At 63.1% G+C, this 23939-nt stretch carries 20 protein-coding genes and 1 tRNA gene; 18 read left to right on the forward strand and 3 right to left on the reverse strand.

Features of this window, described 5'->3' with window-relative positions:
* Window positions 1-218: 218 nt before the first annotated feature.
* The 4 genes from DEM27_RS01265 (at window position 219) to DEM27_RS01280 (ending at window position 1765) form a co-directional block, all read left to right on the forward strand.
* Entirely contained in the window at window positions 219-662 is a 444-nt protein-coding gene (locus DEM27_RS01265; RefSeq protein ID WP_109456371.1) for a phasin, read from the forward strand.
* Window positions 663-790: 128 nt separating this feature from the next.
* Window positions 791-867 (forward strand) — tRNA-His (locus DEM27_RS01270).
* Window positions 868-1055: 188 nt separating this feature from the next.
* Window positions 1056-1322, forward strand: a complete 267-nt coding sequence (locus DEM27_RS01275) for a type II toxin-antitoxin system Phd/YefM family antitoxin (RefSeq protein WP_109456372.1) — start codon at window positions 1056-1058, stop codon at window positions 1320-1322.
* Window positions 1319-1765, forward strand: a complete 447-nt coding sequence (locus DEM27_RS01280) for a type II toxin-antitoxin system VapC family toxin (protein WP_109456373.1) — start codon at window positions 1319-1321, stop codon at window positions 1763-1765. The genes DEM27_RS01275 and DEM27_RS01280 overlap by 4 nt, the downstream gene beginning before the upstream one ends.
* Before the next feature lie 22 nt (window positions 1766-1787).
* Here the strand turns inward: DEM27_RS01280 and DEM27_RS01285 are convergent, their stop codons facing one another.
* Complete coding sequence (locus DEM27_RS01285) at window positions 1788-2954, reverse strand: DUF4214 domain-containing protein (RefSeq protein ID WP_109456374.1); 1167 nt, start codon at window positions 2952-2954, stop codon at window positions 1788-1790.
* 299 nt (window positions 2955-3253) lie between these two features.
* On the opposite strand from DEM27_RS01285, the gene bcsA reads away from it, so the two are divergent.
* The 14 genes from bcsA (at window position 3254) to DEM27_RS01355 (ending at window position 21217) form a co-directional block, all read left to right on the forward strand.
* Window positions 3254-5509 carry a UDP-forming cellulose synthase catalytic subunit gene (bcsA, locus tag DEM27_RS01290; RefSeq protein ID WP_245445598.1) on the forward strand — a complete coding sequence of 752 codons (2256 nt, stop codon included), beginning with the start codon at window positions 3254-3256 and terminating at the stop codon, window positions 5507-5509.
* A complete protein-coding gene (locus tag DEM27_RS01295) occupies window positions 5502-7889 on the forward strand; it encodes a cellulose biosynthesis cyclic di-GMP-binding regulatory protein BcsB (RefSeq protein WP_165823319.1) in 2388 nt (795 codons plus the stop codon). The genes bcsA and DEM27_RS01295 overlap by 8 nt, the downstream gene beginning before the upstream one ends.
* Window positions 7886-9919, forward strand: coding sequence for a hypothetical protein (locus DEM27_RS01300; RefSeq protein ID WP_109456376.1), 2034 nt, complete (start codon window positions 7886-7888; stop codon window positions 9917-9919). The genes DEM27_RS01295 and DEM27_RS01300 overlap by 4 nt, the downstream gene beginning before the upstream one ends.
* A complete protein-coding gene (gene bcsN, locus DEM27_RS01305) occupies window positions 9916-10800 on the forward strand; it encodes a cellulose biosynthesis protein BcsN (RefSeq protein WP_109456377.1) in 885 nt (294 codons plus the stop codon). Before DEM27_RS01300 ends, bcsN begins: the two co-directional genes overlap by 4 nt.
* Window positions 10801-10977: 177 nt before the next feature.
* Window positions 10978-12066 (forward strand): YjgN family protein, encoded by a 1089-nt coding sequence (locus DEM27_RS01310; RefSeq protein ID WP_109456378.1) that lies wholly within the window; start codon window positions 10978-10980, stop codon window positions 12064-12066.
* Window positions 12056-13183, forward strand: coding sequence for a M48 family metallopeptidase (locus tag DEM27_RS01315; protein WP_109456379.1), 1128 nt, complete (start codon window positions 12056-12058; stop codon window positions 13181-13183). The genes DEM27_RS01310 and DEM27_RS01315 overlap by 11 nt, the downstream gene beginning before the upstream one ends.
* A gap of 167 nt (window positions 13184-13350) precedes the next feature.
* Entirely contained in the window at window positions 13351-13827 is a 477-nt protein-coding gene (rirA, locus tag DEM27_RS01320) for an iron-responsive transcriptional regulator RirA (RefSeq protein ID WP_109456380.1), read from the forward strand.
* A gap of 339 nt (window positions 13828-14166) precedes the next feature.
* Window positions 14167-15762, forward strand: coding sequence for an ABC transporter substrate-binding protein (locus tag DEM27_RS01325; RefSeq protein WP_109456381.1), 1596 nt, complete (start codon window positions 14167-14169; stop codon window positions 15760-15762).
* An 86-nt stretch (window positions 15763-15848) separates the two neighbouring features.
* Entirely contained in the window at window positions 15849-16853 is a 1005-nt protein-coding gene (locus tag DEM27_RS01330; RefSeq protein ID WP_109456382.1) for an ABC transporter permease subunit, read from the forward strand.
* Window positions 16854-16862: 9 nt separating this feature from the next.
* Entirely contained in the window at window positions 16863-17753 is an 891-nt protein-coding gene (locus tag DEM27_RS01335; RefSeq protein ID WP_109456383.1) for an ABC transporter permease subunit, read from the forward strand.
* Window positions 17753-18607, forward strand: a complete 855-nt coding sequence (locus DEM27_RS01340) for an ABC transporter ATP-binding protein (RefSeq protein WP_109456384.1) — start codon at window positions 17753-17755, stop codon at window positions 18605-18607. Before DEM27_RS01335 ends, DEM27_RS01340 begins: the two co-directional genes overlap by 1 nt.
* Window positions 18604-19431, forward strand: coding sequence for a dipeptide ABC transporter ATP-binding protein (locus DEM27_RS01345; protein WP_109456385.1), 828 nt, complete (start codon window positions 18604-18606; stop codon window positions 19429-19431). Before DEM27_RS01340 ends, DEM27_RS01345 begins: the two co-directional genes overlap by 4 nt.
* Window positions 19432-19566: 135 nt before the next feature.
* Window positions 19567-20598, forward strand: coding sequence for an AbrB family transcriptional regulator (locus DEM27_RS01350; protein WP_109456386.1), 1032 nt, complete (start codon window positions 19567-19569; stop codon window positions 20596-20598).
* 79 nt (window positions 20599-20677) lie between these two features.
* On the forward strand, window positions 20678-21217 hold the full coding sequence (locus DEM27_RS01355; protein WP_420028785.1) for a gluconokinase: 540 nt from the start codon (window positions 20678-20680) through the stop codon (window positions 21215-21217).
* Window positions 21218-21353: 136 nt separating this feature from the next.
* Here DEM27_RS01355 and DEM27_RS01360 read toward each other — a convergent pair whose 3' ends face one another.
* The gene (locus tag DEM27_RS01360; RefSeq protein ID WP_109456387.1) at window positions 21354-22277 is read right to left on the reverse strand and encodes a dimethylarginine dimethylaminohydrolase family protein; all 924 of its coding nucleotides are present in this window, start codon (window positions 22275-22277) and stop codon (window positions 21354-21356) included.
* Window positions 22278-22325: 48 nt separating this feature from the next.
* Window positions 22326-23906, reverse strand: a complete 1581-nt coding sequence (locus tag DEM27_RS01365) for a zinc-binding metallopeptidase family protein (RefSeq protein ID WP_109456388.1) — start codon at window positions 23904-23906, stop codon at window positions 22326-22328.
* Window positions 23907-23939: the final 33 nt, after the last annotated feature.

Here is a 23939-nt window from a genome sequence, read left to right on the forward strand (position 1 = left end):
GGCTAATGCCGAAGTTGTCTGAGATTAACAGTTTTTTAATATCGAAGCACCCCCCGCCCGGTCCAGCAGAGGCCGTGGAATCCGTTAAATACGGTTAATGTCTTGTGCGACGCAAAATTATGTTGCAATGCACAAAAAGATCGCCTATATAATGGGCATCACTCAAACAGACGTTCGCGACCGGTCTTGTCCGTTTCTCGCGACACCAGGAGCATCGCATGAAAAAGATTGAAGACGTTTTCTCCGTTGCCAATTTCGACCCTGCCAAGCTGACGGAAAGCTTCCGCGAGTTCGCTGAAAAGGGCGTGCAGCAGTCGAAGGATGCCTACGCGAAGATGCGCGTTGCCGCCGACGATGCCGCCAAGACGGTGGAAGCAACGGTCCAGACCGCCCAGGCCGGCACGGTCGACATCGGCCTCAAGGCGATCGACGCGCTGCGCACCAATGCCGAAAGCTCGCTTTCCCACATGGAAGCCCTGCTGGGCGTCAAGTCGGCTGCCGAGTTCTTCGAACTGCAGACCGCCTTCATCCGCAAGCAGGCCGAAGTGACGGTCGAGCAGGCCAAGTCGATGCAGGACGCCACCAAGAAGTTTGCCGAACAGCTTTCCAAGCCGGTCAAGGATGCTGCCGAGAAAGCAATCTCCGGCTTCAAGGCTGCCTGATCCTGGCGGTATTCTTGAGGGAAAGCCGGGTCGAAATGCCCGGCTTTCTTTTTTGCGCGACATTTGACTTGCAAAAGACAAAAACTCCTCGTATGTGACGCCCATGACGCCGTTGGCGTTACTCGTGTGCGGTTGTAGCTCAGTTGGTTAGAGCGCAGGTTTGTGGCACCTGAGGTCGGTGGTTCGACCCCACTCAACCGTACCATTCCCCTCTCCCGGTCAGTCTGAAAGTCACAAGGACTGTCTGGGAGAGGGGATTTTATCGTTCCCTTGAAAATTGACTTCGACGGCTCATGGTCGGCCGGGTAGGGCGGTACGGCACACTCTCCTTGAATTTTCAGATACGGCGCCTTAAAAAGGTCATTAGTGACTTATTTCGCGAAGGGTGCTGGAATGTCGACCGTCAGCCTCAAGGACGCCAAGGCGTATTTTTCGAATGTCATCGATCAGGCGGCAGCCGGTGAATTCGTGACCATCACCCGTCACGGTCGTGCCGCAGCCGTCATCGTCAGCGTGGCGGCGGCAGACGCGGCGAAGCGGGCGCTTGCCAAGGATCGCCGCAGCCTCGTTGCCCACTTGAAGACCTTTCCAGGCGGTTTCGACGGTGACGACGACGTGTTCGTACGCAATCCCGCCCCGTCGCGTACGGTCGATCTGTGAGCGGTTTCCTGCTCGACACCAACGCGATCTCGATGTTTTCTCCTTCGCAGGCCAAGGCTTCCGAGGATTTTACGGCCTGGTTGGAGGAGCAGGAGCGGGAAAACGGGATTTACCTCTCTGCCGTGAGCATTCACGAAATCGAAAAGGGCATCCGGCTGCTTGACCATCGCGGTGCGACAGCAAAAGCCTCGGCGATCCGTTTCTGGCTTCTCGGCCTGGTTTCCTTTTACGGCGACAATATCCTGCCGATCGATGCCGCAGTCGCCCAGCTATCGGGTGAACTCGAAGCAATGGCAGTCACGGCGGGCCACAGTCCCGGCGCTGCCGACGCGATGATTGCCGGCACTGCCAAAGCGCACGGCCTCACCCTTGTGACCCGTAATCTGAAACACTTCGAACCCTTCGGCATCGCCGTCAGGTCGCCCGACGAACCGGCGCCTTGATGCCGTGTGAGATGGAGCGTCGTCAGACGTACCAGATACCGTCATCGATCGCAGCGGCGACGTTCTGCTGGTTTTCGGCGCTTTCCGAGAATTGTGCCAGCATCTGCGCCCGCGTCAGGCCGCCCTGCAACTGGCCGGTCCAGTAGGAATAGCCGGCGGCATCCGGATCGCGGTCGAGGACGTTCCTGTAGATGAGATCGGTGAAGGCGTTGTTCGAGACGGTCGAGGGACTGCCGTAGGTGGCCTGGAATTCGGCGGAATTGATGAAATTCTGCGCCACCCAGGTGACGTTGCCCTGGCCCTTGTCCAACGCATTAATCCAGTAGCTGAGGCCGCCGCTGTCGGGCACCCGGTCGAAGGCCGCCTTGTAGATGCGGTAGGCCTGGCCGGCATTGCCGTCGGTATCGAAAGCCAGCGTGCCGTCGGCGAAGCGCAGGCGCTCGATGTTGATCAGTTCGTCGCTGCCGGTACCGTTGCCGCTGACGGAGATGCGGCCGGAGGCCTCGCTGACGCCATAGGCGGCCCTTGCTCCGGAATAAACAGCGGTGTCGATGCCGCCCAGGCCGTCGAAGCGGTCGTTGGCGGCGGTTGCCGTAAACGTGTCGTTGCCGTTGGTGGCCGTCGTGCCGGTGGTCTGCTTGGCGCCGTACAGCGTCTGGATGCCGCGGATATCGCCGGGACCGAGCGTCGAAAGGTCGGTGACGGACGGATACATGATCGTCGCTTCGTCATCGGTATGTTCAAGCCCGATCGCATGGCCGATCTCGTGCAGGGCGACGGCGTAGAAATTGGTGTCGTTGCCGATGTAATTCTTGCTGGTCGACCAGGTTTCGGCGGTATCGAAACGGATCTCCGATTCCGTGATCGAATAGAGCGTCTGGCTTCCGGAGGACGTGCCCTCCCAGCGGGCTTCGCCGACGGTGCCATAGGCGCCGTCGATGTAATCCCAGCCGATGCGAATACCGGTACTGGAACTATCGCTGACTTCGACGAAATCGATCTTGGCAACGGCCTCCCAGGCGTCGAAGGCCTGCCGGATGAGGCTGCGAAACGCTTCCTCGGTCATTTGCCGGTCGAATTCGTAGCCGCCGCTCCAGTTGAATTGCGCAAAGGCCCAGGTCACCGTGCCGCCGGTTCGCCCGATATAGCCTTCGCCCCACTTCGCTTCGCCCAAGACATATTCCGTCAATTGCCCGCTCCTGTGAAAGACGAATCACTTCGCACATGGTTGCATCGATTCGGGTCGAAATCAGGGGGGGCGCCGGCGATTTCCGGCTTTGTTTCAGCCGATCCCGCCGCGATCGATGATTTCGGAGGGGATGCGTATCGTTCCCGGATGGTGCCCCGCGGCGTTAAATCAATCGTAACCATTCCGCTAAGCAACTGTGCCTGTTTAGCAAATGATTCAGGAACAGGCTTTTAAGATCCGGCTTATGCATGAGTGGCCTACATGATGTAGAGCCGGTGCTGTAATTTTGAGGTTTGCACATGATGTGCGCAAAGTGGCCGGCGCTCGCCGCCGGCATGCTGGGACTTTTTGTCCTTTGGTTGCCCTTGAGCCTTCAGGCACAGCTGGTGCTCAGCTTTGCCGTGCTGGGTTTCATGTTCATCTTCATGACGCGGCCGAACAGCAAGCCGTTCAGGTTGATGACGTTCGTATTCGCCGGCATTCTCGCCTTGCGCTACGCCTACTGGCGGACGACCGAGACGCTGCCGGATATCTCCGAACCCCTGAACTTCATTCCCGGCTTCGTGCTCTACCTCGCCGAAATGTATTGCCTGGCGATGCTGGCGGTCAGCTTCTTCATGCTGGCCGATCCGCTGCGCCGCGTCGCGCCGGTGCCGAAGACACGCGCCGAGCTGCCGACGGTCGACGTCTTCATTCCGAGCTACAACGAAGATCCCGAACTATTGGCCGTCACGCTCGCCGCCGCCAAATCGATGATCTATCCGAAGGAAAAGCTGACCGTCTACCTGCTCGACGACGGCGGCACCGAGCAGAAGCGCGCCGCCAAGGATCCGCGCCAGGCGCTCGCCGCCCTTCGCCGCCACGAGCGCCTCAAGGCGCTGTGTGCCGCGATGGACGTCCGCTACCATACCCGCGCCCGCAACGAACACGCCAAGGCCGGCAACCTCAACGAAGGGTTGAAGATCTCCACCGGCGAACTCGTCGTCGTCTTCGATGCCGACCATGCCCCGGTGCGCGAATTTTTGAAGGAAACGGTGGGTTTCTTCAACGAGGACGAAAAGCTCTTCCTCGTGCAGACGCCGCATTTCTTCATCAATCCCGATCCGCTGGAAAAGAACCTGAAGACCTTCGCGCGCATGCCGTCGGAAAACGAGATGTTCTATTCCATCCTGCAGCGCGGCCTCGACAAGTGGAACGCCGCCTTCTTCTGCGGTTCGGCCGCCGTCTTGCGCCGCAAGGCGCTGGAAACCACCGATGGTTTTGCCGGCCAGTCGATCACCGAGGATTGCGAGACGGCGCTGGCGCTGCATTCCAACGGCTGGCACAGCGTTTATGTCGACAAGCCGCTGATCGCCGGCCTGCAGCCGGAAACCTTCGTCTCCTTCATCGGCCAGCGCGCCCGCTGGTGCCAGGGCATGCTGCAGATCCTCATCCTCAACCGGCCGTTTCTGGCGCGCGGCCTGACCATGGCGCAGCGCATCTGCTACGCCGGCATCAACCTCTTCTGGCTGTTCCCGCTGTCGCGGCTGGTGTTCATGTTCTCGCCGCTGCTCTACATCTTCTTCTCGCTGGAGATCTACCAGGCCAACATCATGGAGTTCGCCTCCTACGCCTTGACCTACCTGGTCTCCTCCTTCGCCATGCAGAGCTACCTGTATGGGCGGGTGCGCTGGCCCTGGGTGTCGGAACTCTATGAATATGTGCAGTCGGTGCTGCTGTTCGGCTCGATCCTCTCGGTGGTGCGCAATCCGCGCAAGCCGACCTTCAACGTCACCGCCAAGGGCCAGACGCTCGAAAAGAGCGGCCTGTCCGCCATCGCGCGCCCCTATTTCATCATCTTCTTCCTGCTGCTGGCGGCGGCCTTCTATTCGCTCTGGCGTTACCTGACCGAGCCGGCGGCATCGGAACTGCTGCTGATCGTCGCCGGCTGGAACCTCATCAATCTCGGTCTTGCCGGCGCCGCGCTCGGCGTGGTGGCGGAGCGGCGCGAGCTGCGCCGCAACCAGCGCCTGCCGGTCAAGCGCCATGCGCTGATGCATCTCGCCGGCAAGCTGTATTCCATCCTCATCCACGACGCTTCGAGCGGCGGCGTTACCGTCGAGTTCATCGACGAGCAGCCGCCGACCGGTTCGAGCGAGCATTTCAATGCCCGCGTGGAACTGCGCCGCAACGGCAAGGTCATGAGTTTCGATGTCGTGCGCCGCGGCAGCCGGCAGCAGAACGGCCAGACGCATCACGGCTTCGCTTATGCCGAACGCACGCCGCAGACATTCATGGCGATCGCCGAGCTGATGTATTCGGATCAATCGGTGCTGCAGGAGCGACTGTCGCGGCGGCAGGTGCGCCTCGGCTTCTTCACGGGCACGGTGCGTTTCGCCTTCTGGACCGTTTCGGAAACGCTGCGCGCCATGCGCTACGCCATCGGCATGATCCGCGAACAGGCGGTGCAATCGGTCGAAGACGCGCCGATCCTGCTTCTGGAAGGCCCCAGGCAGGCGCCGCAGGAAACCGCAACCTTCAATCCGGCAGACAATGAGGTCCGTATTTATGCATGACGAGACGATGGTCCGCCGGCTTGCGCTTGCGTTGATGGTTGCCGCCACCGGCCTGACGGGCTCCACGGCCCTGGCCGGGGAGTTCCGCCTGCTGCCGGCGGCGCGACAGGAAACGCCCACAACGGACAAGGCCGAAGATGCGGGCGCTTCGCTGCTGCCGACGGCCCTGGCTCCGGCACAGTTCCCCGCCGCCCAGGCATCCTCGCTGATCCCCTTCGAGCAGGCTGTCGAGCGGATGCAGCTGACCGGCGAGGACGATACGGTGGTCCTGAGCTTCCATCTCGGCGCTGCGCAGCTCGCCGCCGGCGGCAAGCTGCAGATCGCCTATCAGAATGCGGTATCGATCCTCCCCGATACCGGTATCCTGGATGTCTCCGTCAATGGCCAGTCGGCCGGCTCCGTCACGATCCGTTCGCCGAACGGCTTCAGGACCGAGACCCTGGCCGTGCCGGCCGAAGCCTTGAAGGCGGGTCGCAACGAAGTGCGCCTGCGCGCGCGCCAGCATCACCGTGTCGATTGCTCGCTCAATGCCACCTACGAGCTCTGGACGAAGATCGATCCGGCCGGCAGCGGCTTTTTGCCGGCGAGGCCGGCCGGGTACACCGCTCTCGAAGATCTGCTCTCGGTGGGCAAGACGGCGGCCGGCAAGACGGAAATCCGCCTGGTTGCCGATGGCGCCGCTTCCGTCGGGATCGCCAATGAAGGCATTGCCGCCGTGCAGGCGCTCGCCTTGTTCCTCGATCGCGAAGATCTCGTCGTCACCGTCGGCAAGGATGCCGCGACCGGCCCGGGCATCGACCTCTTCGTCGGCTCCGGCTCCGAGCCGGGACAGACGGCGGAAGGAAAACGCCTGCTTTCCGGAAGCGCCGCCGGTCTTTCGGTGCAGCCGGGCCGGGTGCCGGGCAGGCCGGTCGTTGTCCTGAGCGGCGCAACGGCCGGCGAACGCACGGCAAGCCTCCTGGCGGCGGCGCGCGGCCCGATGCGCGCCGGCCTCGAAGGCGGCCTGTTTGCCGGCATCTGGGGGCTCATCGCCGCGGAACCGTCGACGAGCTACACGCTGCGCGATGCCGGATACGTCACGGCACCGTTTGTCGGACGCCTGTCGCGGACGCGGTTCGAATTGCAGATGCCTGCGGATTTTTACCCGGCCGAATATGCCACCATCGATTTCCATCTGCGCGGCGCCACGGCTCCGGGTCTCGCGCTCGGCGCCCAGCTCCTGGTGCGCGTCAACGACAAGGTCGTGACCAGCCTGCCATTTCGCAACGTCAATGGCGAGCAGTTCGACGGCAAGCGCATCGAGCTGCCGTTGCGCGCCTTTCGGCCGGGCGTCAACCGCATCGAGGTGCTGGCGGAAGTGCCTGTCGCGGCGGATGCCGCCTGCGGACCGCAGATCGCCAACGAGGCGACGCCGCGCTTCATCCTGCTCGAAACCTCCTCGCTCGACATTCCGGCGCTGGCGCGTATCGGCCATTTCCCCGATCTCGGTGCGCTTGCCGGCGCGGCCTATCCTTTCGGTGACGGCAAGCCTTTCGACGTGTTCATCGACAGCGTCGATCCGCGCGTGCTGAGCGCGGCCCTGACCACAGTCGCCAGGCTCGGCGTTTCCGCCGCCCGCCCGCTCTCCGCGAAAATCCTGCTGTCGCAGCCGGTCGAGGCCGAGGGGCGCAATGCCCTGGTGATCTCGGCGGCGGGTCCGGGCATGGCGGCGATCCCCGAAAAGGCGGATACGGCAAACGAACCGGCGGACCTGATGTCCGGTTTCGCCGCAAAGACGCCTGCCGACACCGATCCGGTGACGACAGCCTCGCTCGACACGGCTGTTGTCGATACAAAGGGCGACGACAGCCAGGCATTGCTGGACGCATTCCGCAATTCGACGGTGGCGCCGCAATCCGACGGCTCCTTCGCCACCCAGGCGGAGACGTGGACGACGAGCATGTTCAGCCGCTTCCGCCGCTGGCTCCGCTACGAGGATCCGGCAGGGAAGGGGGAGGCGAACGAAACCGGTGCGCTCGTCACCCTCTCCCAGGTCGTTTCGCCTTCGGGCCTCGGCAACTGGACGGTCATCCGCTCCGATTCGCTCGACCACCTGGCCCTCGGCATGCAGACGCTGGCGGCATCCTCCGCCTGGCAGCGCCTGGAAGGCGGGTCGGCCTGGGTTCGCAGCGAAGACGGCGTGCTGGTCAGCCGGGCCGCAACGACGCGGATCATCACCGAGATCACCGATTCCAGCTTTGGCAATTTCCGTCGCCTGGCCGCCTCGTGGTTCTCGGACAATTTCCAGATCTACATCGCGCTCGTCATCGTCCTGATGAGCGGTTTCGGGGCATGGCTCGGGTTCGCCGTGTCGAAGAAGGGTGTGAGGACAGACCCATGAAACATCTCTCGCTGAAAACGGCCATTCTTCTTGCGGCCACGGCGCTGGCGCCGATGGGCGCCTCCGCCAACGATCCGCTCGTCCCGTCCGGGCAGCCGTCGCTGCTGTCGGAGGAAAAACCGGCCGACGCCGCTACGGCCGCCCCAGCGGCCGGCCCCGACGAAGTGGACCTCGCCGCACTTTATTATTATGCCGATCAGAAGCAGGAAGACCGGGTCCAGGCGGAAATCGCCCGGCTGCAGCTCAAATATCCGGGCTTCCAGGTGCCGAAGAACCTCTATCTGCCCCTTGCGCAACGGTCGGTGAATGAACAGTCGCTCTGGGATCTCTACGACAAGAACGACTTTGCCGGTATCGATGCGGAAATTGGCCGGCTGCAGGCCGCCCACGCCGGCTGGGTTCCGTCCGAGGATTTTTCGTCGAAACTCGAGCGCCGCAAGCAGCGCGTCACGATGACAACGGCCACCACCGCCAAGGACTGGACCGGTGTGATCGCTGCCGGCGAAGGGCTCGATGCGGCAACCGAGCCGGACATCGACCTTCTGTGGATGCTGATCGACGCCTACCATGCCACCGGCATGAAGGAGCCGCTGGCGGAGGTCTGCAAGGGCATTCTGTTCCGCCAGGGCGACCGGCGTTTTTCCGACGACCTGCTGGCAACCACGCTGCAGAAGGCGGCCGCTGATTTTTCCGGCGAGGAAATTCGCGCCGTGATCAACGCTCTCTGGCCGCAGCCGGGGGCCGTAGCAGCCCTCAAGCCGATCCAGGATGACCTGCTGCGGCGCGAGGTGGCGACGTTCACCGCCGACGACACGAAGACACAGCCGCTGTCCGATGCGGATATCGGCCGTTTCAACGCGCTGGCCGCAACCGCGCAGGGCGGTGCCGATTTTGCCGTTCTTGGCTGGTACAATCTCAAGCTCGGCCAGTTGCCGGCCGCCGAAACGGCGTTTTCGGCAGCGATGGAGCGGGAACCGACCCTCGATTCCGCCAAGGGCCTCTATCTGAGCCTTTCGCGCCAGAAGCGCGACGCGGATGCCTACCGGTTTGCCGTCGATCACCTCGACGTGCTGGCCGACGATTCCACCTTCCTGATGAACGCCTTGTCGCCGCGCTTCTCCAAGCCGGAACTCGGTGCGCTCGATGCCGGCACGGTCGCCGCCTATTCGACTGCGATCAGCGAGACGCAGGCCGCCGACCACGCCGAAATCCTCGGCTGGTATGCCTATAATTCCCGTCAGTTCGAGGCGGCGGAAGCATGGTTTGCCAAGGCGTGGAGCTGGCAGGAAAAGCCGGAGCGGCTGAAAGGCCTGGCGCTCAGCTATCTGCGCGAAGGCAAGAAGAAACAGTTCGCCGCGCTGCGCGACGAGCAGGGCGATCGTTTCCCTGAGCTTTTCAAGGAGATCGGCAAGGCTGCCCCGCCGCGTGGCGACAGGGGCGTAACGGTGGCAAAGCCGTCGGCGTCCACCGGCGATGCCGGTTACATCGCCAGCCTGAAGGTGAAACGGTATGACGATTGCCTGCGCGATCTCCAGCGTCTCGATGATCGCGGCGGTCTGTCGGCCGATGCGCAGCTCATTCGCGGCTGGTGCCTGATGGGGCTTGCCCGCCCCTCCGAGGCAAAGTCCGCCTTCAGCGCCGCCTTGCAGGGCGGCAAGGCGTCCGTTCGCCAGGATGCCGCCTATGGTGCCGCCTTGGCCGCACTGCGCTCCGGCCTGACGGGCGAAGCCGAAGCAGTGATAGGCGCCTATCCTGTCGGTGCGGCCCGTGACCGCGAGATCCGCGGCGAAATCTACTGGCAGCGCGCCCGCGCCGCTTTCGACGACAAGAAGTTTGACCAGGCGCTGGAGGCCTTGAACGCCCGGCTGCAGCTCATGCCGGAATCTTCCGACATGAGCGTGCTGCGCGCCTGGGCGCACCAGCGCCTCGGCCACAAGGCGGAAGCCCACGCCATCTTCCAGCGGCTCAGCATGCATCTGAGCGACCCGAACATCATGAACGGCCTGAACACCACCGGAGCGACCCGATGAATTTTGTACGCCTGGCCGCTGCGGCCGGCTTTACCGCCCTGCTGGCCGGTTGCACCTCGGTAGAGGATCCGTTCCTCACGGGAGCAACCGCGACCTCCGTTTCCGGGCCATCGGTTTCGAAGGCGGTTTCCGCGGAGTTCGCCACCGCTTCGCTGCCGCTGGAAGCCGGCCGTGTCGTCAGCGTGCAGCAGGACGTCCGCTCGGACGGGCTGTCGCAGGTGATCCTTTATGAAAATGCGACCGCCCTGCCTGGTGAAAACCGCCTGACCGTCGATTTCGGCGCGCCCGGCAGCAGCAGCCGTTACCTCAGGGCGCCGACCAGCGCGACGGTGCGTGCCGAACTGCGCTCTGCCCTGCCGGGCATCCGCATGCAGATCAGCAGCGTGCCAGGCAACAATGCCCAGGGCGTTTTCGGTTATGCCACGGGTTCGGCCGGCCGCGGCAGCTGCCTTTATGCGTGGCAGCTCGCCAAGGGCGGCATGGGCGAGGGCTACGCTGCCCAGGTCCGGCTGCGCTTCTGCCATCCGACCCTGCCGGCGGACAGCCTGGTGGGGCTGATGCAGCAGATGCGCCTGCGTCCGGTCTCGAAACAGACGCTGGCGACGCTGCGATTTGCCAACGGCGCCGTTCGTCCTGCGACGGCCTTCGAGGAAACCCGCGTCGGCACGCTCGGCGCCGATGTCGAGGAACAGCCCGTCAGGCGGACGCCACGGCAGAAGGCCGCCGCGCATGCCGATGTCGAAACGGCCTCGGCCATCGATGGCGTCACCGTGCCGCTGCCGGATTCCGCCTCGCGGGCATCCTCGGCCGACACGGCAACCGCCGACGACCGCAAGGTGACGCCGTCAGACGTTTCGGTGGCGGTTCCGCTGCCGCAATAGAGCCGTTCCACGGTCTGGGGAAAGCGGGACGGTCATGGTTCTCCAAGCTTGCAAAGCGTTTTACGCTTCGCCACTATTCGTGGTGCGGGAGACTCATATTTTTGTGCTGGGGGGAAAATAAACGGGCGCCCACACCCGTCTGCTAGCCAGGATCGAAATGATTGGAAAGGTTGAGCTATGGCAGTGGCAGATGCGGGGCGCCCCGAGACTGTTGCGCAATTCGAGCGTGCTTCGTTCACAGGCAGGGCTTCGGAATACTTCGGTATCTGGATCGTCAACGTCCTGCTGACCATCATCACCTTCGGCATCTATTCCGCCTGGGCAAAGGTGCGGCGCAACCGCTATTTCTACGGCAACACCGTCATTCTCGGGCGAGCCTTCGAATATCACGCCACCGGCAAGCAGATATTCATCGGCCGTGTGATCGTTTTCCTCTTCTTCATCGGTATCCAGATCATTGCCGCCATCCACCCGCTGTTCGTCATCGTCACCACCGTGCTGATCCTGGCGGCGCTGCCCTGGCTGGTGCAGCGGGGCCTACGGTTCAATGCGCGGGTGACGAGCTATCGCAACGTGCGTTTCGATTTCGTCGGTTCGGTCAAGGGCGCCTTCGTCGCCGTCGTGCTCGGCAGCTTCGTTTCGTTCCTGTCGCTCGGCATCCTGGCACCGCTCGCCAGCCGCTGGCTCTATCGGTATGTCTTCGGCAACCTGCGTTATGGCGACCGGCCGTTCTTCACCGAGCCGCGCGTCGGCGCGCTTTACGGCGTCTGGTTCGTTCCCGCCCTGATGGTGGTGATCGGCGCGGTCATCTGCGGCATTGTCGGCCTCGCCATGTCCGGCGCGATCATGGCGATCGTCAACAATGCCGACATGACCGAAGAACAGATGATCCTCACCTTTGTCCTCGGGATCTACCTGGCGTTCTTCGTGGTCTTCGTGGTCTATGGCCTGGCGGCACTCGTCTACCGCGCCGGCGTACGCAACGTCGTGTTTTCCTCGACAAAACTCGATGACAAGCATGAACTGCTGAGCGACATGTCGCGCGCCCGTTATGCCTGGATCGCCATCACCAACATCATCGTCACCGTGCTGACGCTCGGCCTGATGCGGCCCTGGGCCGCCGTGCGCCTGGCACGCTACATGACGGCGCATACGGCGATCCGTATCCATGGCGATATCGGCGAGGTGCTGTCCTCGATCGAATCCACCGGGGCGGCGATGTCTGCCGAATACATGGACATGGAAGGGATCGATTTTGGTTTCTGAGGGCAGCGTCATCGCCCGCGGCGAATGGCATCCGGCCAATTCCAGCCGCTCGGTCGCTGCCACGCTGCAGCTGGCCGGCGGCCTGGTGGTTGCCGTGGGCGACGCGGCGGGCGAGCGCCATGCCGCCGCCGAGCCGGAGAAGATGACGTTTTCGCCGCGCGTCGGCTCCATCCCCCGCCGCATCGTCTTCCCGGACGGCTCGCTGTTCGAAACCCGCGACAATGATGCCATCGACGCCTATGTCGAAAAGCGCCAGGGGCGGCGCAGCGGCTTCGTGCACCGGATGGAGGAATTCCATCCGCGCCTGATCGTCTTCGCCGGCCTCGTGATGCTGCTTGCCGCCGGCATCTACCGTTATGCCCTGCCGGCGCTGGTTGAACTCGCCGTGCTCCTGACGCCGCCGGTGGTGCCGGACTGGATGGGATCCGGCACGCTCGCCACGCTGGACCGCACGACGCTGTCACCCAGCAAGCTGCCGGAGGCCGACCGCCGGCGTATCGGCGATGGGTTCGAGACACTGGCGGCAAAGGCCGAGGGCGGGGCAGGCGCCTATACGCTGAATTTCCGCGATGGCGGCTATATCGGCCCCAACGCCTTCGCCTTGCCGGACGGCAGCCTGATCCTCACCGACCAACTCGTCGAACTCGCCAAGGGCGATACCGACATGATCCTCGGCGTGCTCGGTCATGAAATCGGCCATGTCGAAAGGAAGCACAGCCTGCGCCAGCTCTACCGCGCCGCCGGCATCGCCGGGCTGATCATGCTGATCGCCGGCGACGTCGGCTCCGGCGTCGAGGATATCCTCACCCAGGGCGGCGGTCTTCTGGCCCTGTCCTATTCCCGCGCGGCGGAAAGCGAGGCGGACATGCGCTCCGTCGAGCTGATGCGCGCCGCCGGCCGCGATCCGGCGGCCATTGCCCGCTTCTTCGAGCGGCTGGAAGAGATTTACGGCGATCACGGCGGCAACAGCATGCTTTCCACGCATCCCGACACTCCGGAACGGCGGCGGGCCATCCTCGATTACGATGCGAAGTTGCGTGGCGTCACCGTGGAAAAGAACGGCCCAGACACCTCGACACCCGGTGCGGAAGGAGGAAGGCAGCCCGCCAAACCTTGACGGTTGCCCGGGCTCCCTTCCGATGCGCATGATTCCGCCACGCTGAAAATTTACCAATTGGACAAGCCTGGAAGCGGCCGCTGCAAATTTCTTGTTTTTTGGAATTGTTCAAATCTACAAGGCCGACTATATAGGGGACTAAGAGAGTCAAGAATCGGGAGATCAGCATGCGTTTGACCAAACAGACCAATTACGCCGTGCGCATGTTGATGTATTGCGCGGCCAATGATGGTCAGCTCAGCCGTGTTCCCGAGATTGCCAGGGCTTACGGGGTTTCGGAGCTGTTCCTGTTCAAGATCCTGCAGCCGCTCAACAGGGCCGGCCTGATCGAGACGGTTCGCGGCCGCAACGGTGGCGTGCGCCTCGGCCGCGCTTCCGACAAGATCACCCTGTTCGATGTCGTCAAAGTGACCGAAGACAGCTTCGCCATGGCGGAATGCTTCGAGGACGGTGCCGTGGAATGTCCGCTTGTCGACAGCTGCGGCCTCAATTCGGCGCTGCGCAAGGCCCTGAACGCCTTTTTCGCGGTGCTGGCGGAATACACCATCGACGACCTCGTCAAGGCCCGCCCGCAGATCAACATGCTGCTCGGCCTGCCTGAGCGCCTGCAGAAGAACGGTGTGATCGCTGCCCCCGCAGCCTGAGCGGCTGATATATGACATGATCGAGGCGCGGGTGGATTACCACCCGCGCCTGTTTTATTTGCGACATGTTTTTGGCCGGATCACGCGCTTTTGCGCGGGTTCGAACTTTTTGGTTGTGGAAAACTTTGCTTCCTGAACTGGGAGCATGGCTGGAATAGGATTACGAATATTTCGATTTCACAACGTTTTGGGTCAAAAAATTTCTAAATTTATCCGCTTGGACAAAATTTCGCCAGGGTCTGTTGCTTTCGCCCTTCAAATGTCGTTCCATTTGGGGATGGCCCGGACCCTGCTTCCGGGATCCAGTTTTACAACAAAAACAATCTGGGAAACGACATCATGAAAAAGATCTCCCTCCTGCTTGCAGCGACGGCGCTTGCCTCGGTCATGGCGACCTCGGCATGGTCGAAGACGCTGGTGTATTGCTCTGAAGGATCGCCGGAAGGCTTCGATCCGTCGCTCTACACCGCCGGCACGACGTTCGACGCGTCGTCGCGCACCGCCTACAGCCGCCTCGTCGAGTTCAAGCATGGCAGCACCGAGATCGAGCCGGGCGTCGCCGAAAGCTGGACGATTTCGCCCGATGGCCTTGAATACACCTTCAAGCTGCGCGCTGGCGTCAAGTTCCAGACGACCGACTATTTCACCCCGACGCGTGAACTGAACGCCGACGACGTCATCTTCTCGTTCGAGCGCCAGATCAAGGCCGACCATCCCTGGCACAAATATGTCGAGGGCGCGTCCTGGGAATATGCCGCCGGCATGGGCTTCCCGGAACTGATCAAGTCGATCGAGAAGGTTGACGACCTCACCGTCAAGTTCGTCCTCAACAAGCCCGAAGCACCGTTCATCGCCAACCTCGGCATGGATTTCGCCTCGATCATGTCGAAGGAATATGCCGATAAGCTGACCGCCGAAGGCAAGGTCGCGCAGTTGAACCAGATGCCGCTCGGCACCGGTCCGTTCACCTTCGTCGCCTACCAGCCGGATGCCGTCATCCGCTACAAGGCCAACCCGGACTACTACAAGGGCAAGGAAAAGATCGACGACCTCGTCTTCGCCATCACGACGGATGCCGCCGTGCGCGCGCAGAAGCTGAAGGCCGGCGAATGCCACGTCATGCCGTACCCGAACGCTGCCGACGTTGCCGAACTCAAGGCCGATCCGAACCTGACGGTTATGGAAGAAGAAGGCCTGAACGTCGCTTACCTCGCCTACAACACCCAGATGGCCCCCTTCGACAAGCCGGAAGTGCGCAAGGCGCTGAACATGGCGGTCAACAAGCAGGCGATCATCGACGCCGTCTTCCAGGGTGCCGCCTCGATTGCCAAGAACCCGATCCCGCCGACCATGTGGTCGTATAATGACGCGATCGAAGACGACAAGTACGATCCGGACGCTGCCAAGAAGGCTCTCGAAGCCGCTGGCGTCAAGGATCTGAAGATGAAGATCTGGGCGATGCCCGTTTCGCGCCCCTACATGCTGAACGCCCGTCGCGCGGCGGAACTGATGCAGGCAGACCTGGCCAAGGTCGGCGTCGAAGTCGAGATCGTTACCCACGAATGGGCCGAGTACCTCAAGCTTTCCAGCGACGTGAAGCGCGATGGCGCCGTCATGCTCGGCTGGACAGGTGACAACGGCGATCCGGATAACTTCCTCGACACGCTGCTCGGCTGCGAAGCCGTCGGAGGCAACAACCGCGCCCAGTGGTGCAACGAGGAGTTCAACAAGCTGGTGAAGGCTGCCAAGCAGACCTCCGACCAGGCTGAACGCGCCAAGTTCTACCAGGACGCCCAGGTCATCTTCAAGCGTGAGGCTCCCTGGAACACGATCGACCATTCGCTCGTCTTCCTGCCGGTCAGCAAGAAGGTTTCCGGCTTCGTGCAGGACCCGCTCGGCATTCACCGCTTCGACGGCGCTGATATCGCTGAATAACAACAAAAGATGAAAATGCCCGGTCTGCCGGGCTTGTCCGGCGGTCGGGTTTCCCTGACCGCCGGAAATTTTAGGTATCCAAAGCCATGTTGCGCTTCTTTCTCGGACGCCTTGCGATCCTGATTCCGACCTTCCTCGGTGTGTCGCTGATCGCCTTCTCCTTCATCCGCCTCCTGCCCGGCGATCCGGTCATGCTCATGTCCGGCGAGCGGGTGATGTCGGAAGAGCGACACGCCCAAATCATGCACGATCTCGGTCTCGACCGCCCCATGTACGTGCAGTATTTCGATTATCTCGGCAATGTCCTGACCGGCGACCTCGGAACGTCGATCGTCAGCAAGCGGCCGGTCTTCGACGATTTCCTCTCGCTGTTTCCCGCCACGCTCGAACTGTCGATCTGCGCCATCATCGTCGCCATGTGCCTCGGCATTCCCGCGGGCGTGATTGCGGCGGTCAAGCGAGGGACATGGTTCGACCAGTCGATCATGGGCATCGCGCTGGTGGGCTATTCCATGCCGATCTTCTGGTGGGGCCTGCTCCTGATGATCTTCTTCTCCGGCTACCTGCAATGGACGCCGGTGTCGGGGCGCATCTCGCTGATGTATTTCTTCCCGCCGGTGACCGGTTTCATGCTGATCGACAGCCTGCTGTCGGGCCAGGCGGGCGCCTTCAAGTCGGCGGTCAGCTACCTGATCCTGCCGACGGTGGTGCTGGCCACCATCCCGCTCGCCGTCATCGCCCGCCAGACGCGCTCGGCGATGCTGGAAGTGCTCGGCGAAGACTATGTCCGCACCGCCCGGTCCAAGGGCCTGTCGCCCTGGCGCGTTGTCGGCATCCACGCCCTGCGCAACGCGCTGATCCCGGTGATCACCACCATCGGCCTGCAGGTCGGCGTGCTGCTCGCCGGCGCCATCCTGACGGAGACGATCTTCTCCTGGCCGGGCATCGGCAAGTGGATGGTCGACGCGGTGTTCAAGCGCGACTATGCGGTGGTGCAGGGCGGCCTTCTGATGATCGCCGGCGTCATCATGCTCGTCAATCTTGCCGTCGATGTTACCTATGGTTTCATCAATCCGCGCATTCGCCACTAGGAGGGTCTTATGAGTTCGGCCACCGTCAAAACCGGCCACCCCTCCGCCCTGGCGGAGTTCTGGTATTATTTCTCGCGCAACAAGGGCGCCGTTCTCGGCTTTGCCGTGTTCGTCATCGTCCTGCTGCTTGCCGTTCTGGCGCCGATCGTCGCCCCGCATGCGCCGAGCGAGCAGGTGCGTGAAAAGCTGCTTTTGCCGCCGTCCTGGATGGCCGGTGGCGACGCTTCCTATCTTCTCGGCACCGACGCCGTCGGTCGCGATATCCTGTCGCGACTGATCTACGGCGCGCGGTTCTCGCTGTTCATCGGCCTCGTCGTCGTGACGCTGTCGGTGATCTCCGGCGTGCTGATCGGCCTCGTCGCCGGTTATTTCCGTGGCCGGGTCGATATCGTCATCATGCGCGTCATGGATATCATCCTGGCTTTCCCGTCGCTTCTGCTGGCGCTCGTCCTCGTGGCGGTGCTCGGGCCGGGATTGCTGAACGCGATGATCGCCATCGCGCTGGTCAACCAGCCGCATTTCGTCCGCCTGACCCGCGCCTCCGTCATGGCCGAGCGCGAGAAGGATTACGTCATCGCCTCCCGCGTCGCCGGTGCCGGCACGCTGCGCATCATGTTCCTCACCATCCTGCCGAACTGCCTGGCACCGCTGATCGTCCAGGCGACGCTCGCCTTCTCGGCGGCGATCCTCGATGCGGCAGCGCTCGGCTTCCTCGGCATGGGAGCCCAGCCGCCGACGCCGGAATGGGGCACCATGCTTGCTGAAGCCCGTGAATTCATCCAGCGCGCCTGGTGGGTCGTGACCTTCCCCGGTCTCGCCATCCTGGTCACCGTGCTGGCCATCAACCTGATGGGCGATGGCCTGCGTGACGCGCTCGATCCCAAGCTGAAGAGGTCGTGATGTCCCTTCTCGAAGTTGAAAATCTCGTTGTCGAGTTCCAGACCGCTTCCGGCCCGTTCCGGGCGGTGGACGGCGTCTCCTTGCGGGTGAACGCCGGCGAAGTGCTTGCCATCGTCGGCGAATCCGGGTCCGGAAAGTCGGTGTCGATGCTGGCCGCCATGGGGCTTCTGCCCTGGACGGCCAAGGTCACGGCCGACAAGCTGCAGTTCGACGGCCGCAACCTGCTCGGCATGTCGGCCAGCGAGCGCCGCAAGATTGTCGGCAAGGACATGGCGATGATCTTCCAGGAGCCGATCGCCAGCCTCAACCCTTGCTTCACCGTCGGTTTCCAGATCGAGGAAGTGCTGAAGGTGCATGAAAAGCTCGGCAAGGCGGCGCGTCGCGCCCGCGCCATCGAGCTGTTTTCCGCCGTCGGCATTCCCAATCCGGAAGACCGCCTCGGCCACTTTCCGCACCAGATGTCGGGCGGCCAGTGCCAGCGCGTCATGATCGCCATCGCGCTCGCCTGCAATCCGAAACTGCTCATCGCCGACGAGCCGACGACGGCGCTCGACGTGACGATCCAGAAGCAGATCCTCGACCTGCTGATGCGGCTGCAGGCCGAACGCGGCATGGGCCTGATCATTATCACCCACAATATGGGCGTCGTGGCCGAAACCGCCGATCGCGTCATCGTGCAGTACAAGGGGCGCAAGATCGAGGAGGCCGACGTGCTGTCGCTCTTCGAATCGCCGAAGAGCGCCTATACCCGCGCGCTTCTGTCCGCGCTTCCGGACAATGCCACCGGCGACCGCCTGCCGACCATTGCCGACTTGCTGTCCGACGAACAGATCTTCGAAGGAGCCGTCAGATGACCCATGTGCTCGAAACAAGGAATCTTGTTCGCGACTATCACATCGCCGGCGGCATCTTCCGCAAGGGCCGGACGATCCACGCGGTCAAGGGTATCAGCCTCGCGGTCGATCAGGGCAAGACGCTGGCCATCGTCGGCGAAAGCGGTTGCGGCAAGTCGACGCTCGCCCGCATGATCACCATGATCGACGCGCCGACGGCCGGCGACATGCTGATCGACGGACAGAAGGTCGATATTGCCAAGGAAGGCCTGACGCCGGAGATGCGCCGCAAGGTGCAGATCGTCTTCCAGAACCCCTACGGCACGCTCAATCCGCGCAAGAAGATCGGCGATATCCTCATGGAACCGCTGGTCATCAACACCTCGATGAAGCGTGACGAGCGTCAGGACCGGGCGATGGCGATGCTCAAGAAGGTCGGCCTCGACGAAAAACATTTCGGGCGTTACCCGCACATGTTTTCCGGCGGCCAGCGCCAGCGTGTCGCCATTGCCCGCGCGCTGATGCTGAGTCCGCGCCTGCTGGTTCTCGACGAACCGGTCTCGGCGCTCGATCTTTCGGTGCAGGCCCAGGTGCTCAACCTGCTCGCCGACCTGCAGGACGAGTTCCAGCTCACCTATGTCTTCATCAGCCACGACCTTTCCGTCGTGCGTTACATCGCCGACGACGTGATGGTGATGTATTATGGCGAGGCGGTGGAATACGGCACGCGCGAAGAGGTCTTCAGCGATCCGAAACACGCCTACACCAAGACGCTGTTCTCGGCGACGCCGCGTGCCGATGTCGAGAGCATCAAGGCGCGTCTGGCGCGCAAGAACGCCGCCTGATTTCACGCTTTAAACCGCGCGGACGCCGCCTTGTGGCGTCCGCGCGGTTGACCGGCCTTCGCATTGCAGTAAAACCGTCATGGGCATCTGCTAGGTGCTCCGTGTTCTGCCAGCGTGTGAAGGTTCTTCCTGCTCATGTCCAAAACAGATTGGCGCGAAGCCGCGGTCACATTGCTGATCGGTGCGGCGGGCGCTGTCCTTGCGGCTTTCCTGTCTTTTCCCGCCCCCTACCTGCTCGGCCCGGCGCTGCTCTTGACCATCGCCAGCTTCGCCGGCCTCAAGCTTTCCGTGCCGGACTGGATGCGCAACATCTGCTTCGTCATCGTCGGCATCACCATGGGCACCAGCATGACGCCGGAGGTGATCGAGGCGGCGAAAACCTGGCCGGCAAGCTTCCTGCTGCTGATCCCGGCGGTGATTCTGATCTTCTACGCCGGTTATGCCGTGTTGCTGAAGACGTTCGGTTACGACCGGCAGACGGCGATGCTGGCGGCATCCCCCGGCCATCTCAGCTTCATCATCAGCCTCGGCGTCGATTCGCGCTGCGATGTCGTCACCGTCAGCATCATCCAGAGCGTGCGGGTGCTGGCCCTGACGCTGACGGTGCCGTTCATCGTCGATGTCTTCGGTCTCGTCAGCAGCGAGCCGCCGGTGGTGCTCGGCGACATGGCCCTGCCGGTGCTGGTGGTGGCAATCGTCGCCTCCGCCGCCATCGGTTTCGTCTTTCTCAAGCTGAAATTTCCGGCTGCCCTGCTGCTTGGCGGTGTCGCGGTGTCGATTTCCACCCATGTCACCGGCGTCGTGCATGGCGGCGTGCCGGAATGGATCACCACGCCGGTCTATGTCGTGCTCGGCTGCATGATCGGCTCGCGTTTTTCCGGCGTTTCGATCATGGCGCTGCGGACGGCGTTTTTCGCCGGTGTGGTGGTGACGCTGCTGGTGACCGTCGCGGCCGGGGCGATTTCGCTGTTCGTGTCCTGGCTGACCGGCGTGCCGCTGAATGCGGTGCTGATCGCCTTTGCGCCCGGCGGCCTGGAGACCATGGCGGCGATGGCCGTCATGATGCATGTCGATGCCGCCTATGTCGGCAGCCACCACGTGCTGCGCCTCCTGTTCCTTTCCGCCTTCATGCCGTTCGTCACCCGCCGCAACCGGTTGAGCGAGTGAGCCTTCCGGCGCACTTGGAATGCCGGTTTCTAGACGGTAGGATTCAGCCGGGTGGGGACGTCTCGATGGTAAGGACGAAATGACAGTGACGAACGATCATGGCAACGGGGCCATCTGCGTCATGGGCGTCAGCGGCAGCGGCAAGACGTCGGTCGGCGAAAGGCTGGCCCGGTCCTATGGCGTGCGGTTCATCGAAGGCGACAGCCTGCATTCTCCTGCCAATGTCGAGAAGATGGCGCAGGGCATTCCGCTGACGGACGACGATCGCTGGCCGTGGCTCGATGCGATCGGCGCCGAGATCCGCCAGACGCTGGCTGCGGGACATGGACTGGTGGTGTCGTGCTCGGCGCTGAAACGCATCTATCGGGACCGCTTGAGGGCGGCTGCCGGCGGCAAGCTGATTTTCGTTTATCTCGACGGCTCGAAGGAGCTGTTGTCGAAACGCATGGGCGCCCGCACCGGCCACTTCATGCCGGCCTCCCTGCTCGAAAGCCAGTTGCAGACGCTGGAAGCCCCGACCGGCGAACCCGGTGTGATCACCATCGAGATCGACGGCTCGGTGGAGGAGATCGTCGCACGCGCCGATGCGGCGCTGCGGCAACTGCACACCGGAAGCTGACTCCCCTTCTCCCCTCGGGGAGAAGGTGGCCCGAAGGGTCGGATGAGGGGGCGAGACACGGCAGGACTTCCCCCCGTGGCACCCCTCATCCCTCTGCGTCCTACAGACCCTCTCATTCCCGATGCTGGCAGCCCGATCAGGCGGCGCGCTTCAGCGCCTGCGCCATGCAATGGATGCCGCCGCCGGTCTTGGAGATTTCGCTCATGTCGACGGCCGCGACCTCGAAACCGCGGGCGCGCAGCTTTTCGATCAGCGTCCTGGAAGCGGTCGGCGCGATCACCCGGTCGCCGCCGAGCGACATGAAGTTGCAGCCGAGCGCCATCGTGTCCTGGAAGGGAACGTCGATGATTTCGTGGCCCTTGCCCTTCAGCCAGTCGACGATGCCCGGCTCGGTGCAGGCGAGGCAGACGGCCGTCAGCTTCGGTGCGATCGGCACCACCATCAGGTCGATATGGACGTAATATTCGTCGATGAAGGCGAGCCGGGTTTCCCAGCCCTCCTTCTTGAACCATTCCTCCACCTGGCGGGCGCCTTCCTCCTGGGTGCGGGCGCCGCCGCAGCCGATCAGCACGCAGCCGTCCTCGATGACGTTGAAGTCGCCGCCTTCGAAGGTGCCGGCGGTGACCATGTCGTAGATCGGGATGCCGAGTTTTTCATAGGTGCGGATCGCCGCATAGTTCTCGCCGCGCCGCCACCAGTTGGCCATGGCGGTGATGATGGCGCCGTAAGGCGTCATGACGCTCGAATCGCGCGAATAGACCTGCATCGGCAGTTCCGGCGTCGGCTCGTGCCAGTGGATCTTGACGCCGAAATGTTCGTAGGCGGAGACAAGCTCCTTGTGCTGCGCCTGCGCCACCTGGATGTTGCAGGGGTTTTCCCGCAGGTGCTTGCGCGACAGAGAGCTGGTCGCCATGTGGCGCAGATAGGCGGGCGAGCCGAGCAGGACGTCGGTTAGCGGGTCGGTTTCGTTCTGGAAGCCCCAGAAGGTCAGCGGCTTGGTGCCGCCCTGGAGGTTGCGGCGCTGCAGGGAAAAGGGTTCGTTGAAGGGGCTTTGCGTCATGATCCTTGCTCCGTGTCGTTGTTTTTGCTTGGTCGTTCTGGCTTGTCGTCATGCGGTCTTGAAGTTCGGGATCCACCAGTCGCGGCCACGCGCGGTGGTGACATATTCCGGCCAGCGGAAATCGATCGGCGGCGGGTAGTCGCAGAGCGGCGGCGTCCAGCTGGTGCCGCCGATGCCGCCGCCGGTGCGGTCCATGAATTCGCGTTTCGTCACCGCGCGCATCGTCTCGTCCTCCAGCAGCCGCAGCGCCGCATGGGCGATCACGCTTGCCGCCGTCACCACTGTCGGATCGATGGTGGCGGGGATGCCGCCGAGCGCATTCATCACCCAGCCGGGATAGGCATATCCCTTCGGCGCCTTGAGCGCCGGGCGGGCGATGTAGAAGCGCGCCGTCGGGGCGTGCCAGGTCATGTCGGTATAATCGTCGGAGGTGGAATTGAGCTGGGACGGCGGCAGGTCGCGGCGCAGGATCGCTTCCGCCTCCTGCGGCGAGACCAGCTTTTCCATCTCGTCGATGAACGGATCGGCCATCGGTTCGAGGCCGAGGTTGTTCTGGATGTCGCGGGCGACATCCTTGGCCGCCTCGTCCCAGCGCGGCGCGCCGACATGCTGCAGCGATTGCCAGACGAGATCGGCCATGGCGTGGTTGGCCAGTCCGTGCCGCGACTTGCAGACCCAGTGGCGCTCGTAGCGGCAGCCGGTCATGGCAGCGGCGGCGGCGGCGTTGCGGTCGAGCACGGAGGTCACCTGCTCGGCCATCGCCAGCGTCGGCATGCGCATCATGTACTGGATTTCCGCAAGTCCGGCCGGCAGGTTGTCGGCGGTCGCCTGGCCGGCGGTCAGGATCGCCTCGCTGATCGACCAGCCGCCCTGATGCGTCAGCATCGAATCGCGCAGCGCCTTGGACGCCATGTACATGGTCATCAGCGCATCGTTGGCGCCCGGCGCGCGCACGGCGGAATGCGCCTGCGGGATCGGGGCGTCGTCGCTGCGGCCCCAGAGTTCCGGCTGGTCGCAGATGAAGCGGTAGATCATCGAATAGGCAGCGCCGCAATGCGTATCCCAGCGCACCGTGTTGCACATCGGCAGCATGTAGAAGGGATGGAAGGAAAACATCGCGTCGAGGCCGTCGTAATAGCCTTTCGCGGCGTGGATCGGCTTCGAGCCGCGCACCTTTTCCGCCGGTTCGCCGGTGAAGCGCAACGTGCCCTTGATGCCGAAATGCTGCATGGCCGCCTTGGTGGCCAGCAATCCGCCGAGCGAACCCATGCCGAGCGCCGAATGCGGATCGGTGTGGCCGCCGGCCTCATATCCCAGCGTGCCGCGCGGCTGGCGGGTGGTGGTGGCCGCCTGGCAGTTGCCGGGCACGGCGTCATATTCCCCATACATACCGATCGTCGGTCCCGACCCGTTCGACCAGTGGGCGCAGAAGGCCGTCGGCATGCCACCCGAGCCCTCCTCGACGGAAAAGCCTTCGCGGCGCAGCAGGTCGACGTAGAAGGCGCAGGATTCATATTCGCGCCAAGCCGTTTCGCCGAGTTCGAAGATCTTTGCCGTCCAGGCGGAAAGCTGTGGACGGATCGCCTGGACATGGTTCAAGGCATGAATTTGCGCCGACGAAGCAGTCATGAAAATCTTCTCCCGTTTTGATTTTCAGTAAAA

Origin of the sequence: Rhizobium album (assembly GCF_003122325.1) — a bacterium.
Classification (GTDB): domain Bacteria; phylum Pseudomonadota; class Alphaproteobacteria; order Rhizobiales; family Rhizobiaceae; genus Metarhizobium; species Metarhizobium album.

Excerpts from the sequence above, each read along its gene's own strand:
- bcsA (WP_245445598.1), top strand. The coding sequence starts at position 3,254 with ATGATGTGCGCAAAGTGGCCGGCGCTCGCCGCCGGCATGCTGGGACTT.
- DEM27_RS01340 (WP_109456384.1), top strand. The coding sequence starts at position 17,753 with ATGTCCCTTCTCGAAGTTGAAAATCTCGTTGTCGAGTTCCAGACCGCT.
- DEM27_RS01345 (WP_109456385.1), top strand. The coding sequence starts at position 18,604 with ATGACCCATGTGCTCGAAACAAGGAATCTTGTTCGCGACTATCACATC.
- DEM27_RS01360 (WP_109456387.1), bottom strand. The coding sequence starts at position 22,277 with ATGACGCAAAGCCCCTTCAACGAACCCTTTTCCCTGCAGCGCCGCAAC.
- bcsN (WP_109456377.1), top strand. The coding sequence starts at position 9,916 with ATGAATTTTGTACGCCTGGCCGCTGCGGCCGGCTTTACCGCCCTGCTG.
- DEM27_RS01300 (WP_109456376.1), top strand. The coding sequence starts at position 7,886 with ATGAAACATCTCTCGCTGAAAACGGCCATTCTTCTTGCGGCCACGGCG.
- DEM27_RS01295 (WP_165823319.1), top strand. The coding sequence starts at position 5,502 with ATGCATGACGAGACGATGGTCCGCCGGCTTGCGCTTGCGTTGATGGTT.
- DEM27_RS01365 (WP_109456388.1), bottom strand. The coding sequence starts at position 23,906 with ATGACTGCTTCGTCGGCGCAAATTCATGCCTTGAACCATGTCCAGGCG.
- DEM27_RS01330 (WP_109456382.1), top strand. The coding sequence starts at position 15,849 with ATGTTGCGCTTCTTTCTCGGACGCCTTGCGATCCTGATTCCGACCTTC.
- DEM27_RS01265 (WP_109456371.1), top strand. The coding sequence starts at position 219 with ATGAAAAAGATTGAAGACGTTTTCTCCGTTGCCAATTTCGACCCTGCC.
- rirA (WP_109456380.1), top strand. The coding sequence starts at position 13,351 with ATGCGTTTGACCAAACAGACCAATTACGCCGTGCGCATGTTGATGTAT.
- DEM27_RS01325 (WP_109456381.1), top strand. The coding sequence starts at position 14,167 with ATGAAAAAGATCTCCCTCCTGCTTGCAGCGACGGCGCTTGCCTCGGTC.
- DEM27_RS01350 (WP_109456386.1), top strand. The coding sequence starts at position 19,567 with ATGTCCAAAACAGATTGGCGCGAAGCCGCGGTCACATTGCTGATCGGT.
- DEM27_RS01275 (WP_109456372.1), top strand. The coding sequence starts at position 1,056 with ATGTCGACCGTCAGCCTCAAGGACGCCAAGGCGTATTTTTCGAATGTC.
- DEM27_RS01355 (WP_420028785.1), top strand. The coding sequence starts at position 20,678 with ATGACAGTGACGAACGATCATGGCAACGGGGCCATCTGCGTCATGGGC.
- DEM27_RS01310 (WP_109456378.1), top strand. The coding sequence starts at position 10,978 with ATGGCAGTGGCAGATGCGGGGCGCCCCGAGACTGTTGCGCAATTCGAG.
- DEM27_RS01335 (WP_109456383.1), top strand. The coding sequence starts at position 16,863 with ATGAGTTCGGCCACCGTCAAAACCGGCCACCCCTCCGCCCTGGCGGAG.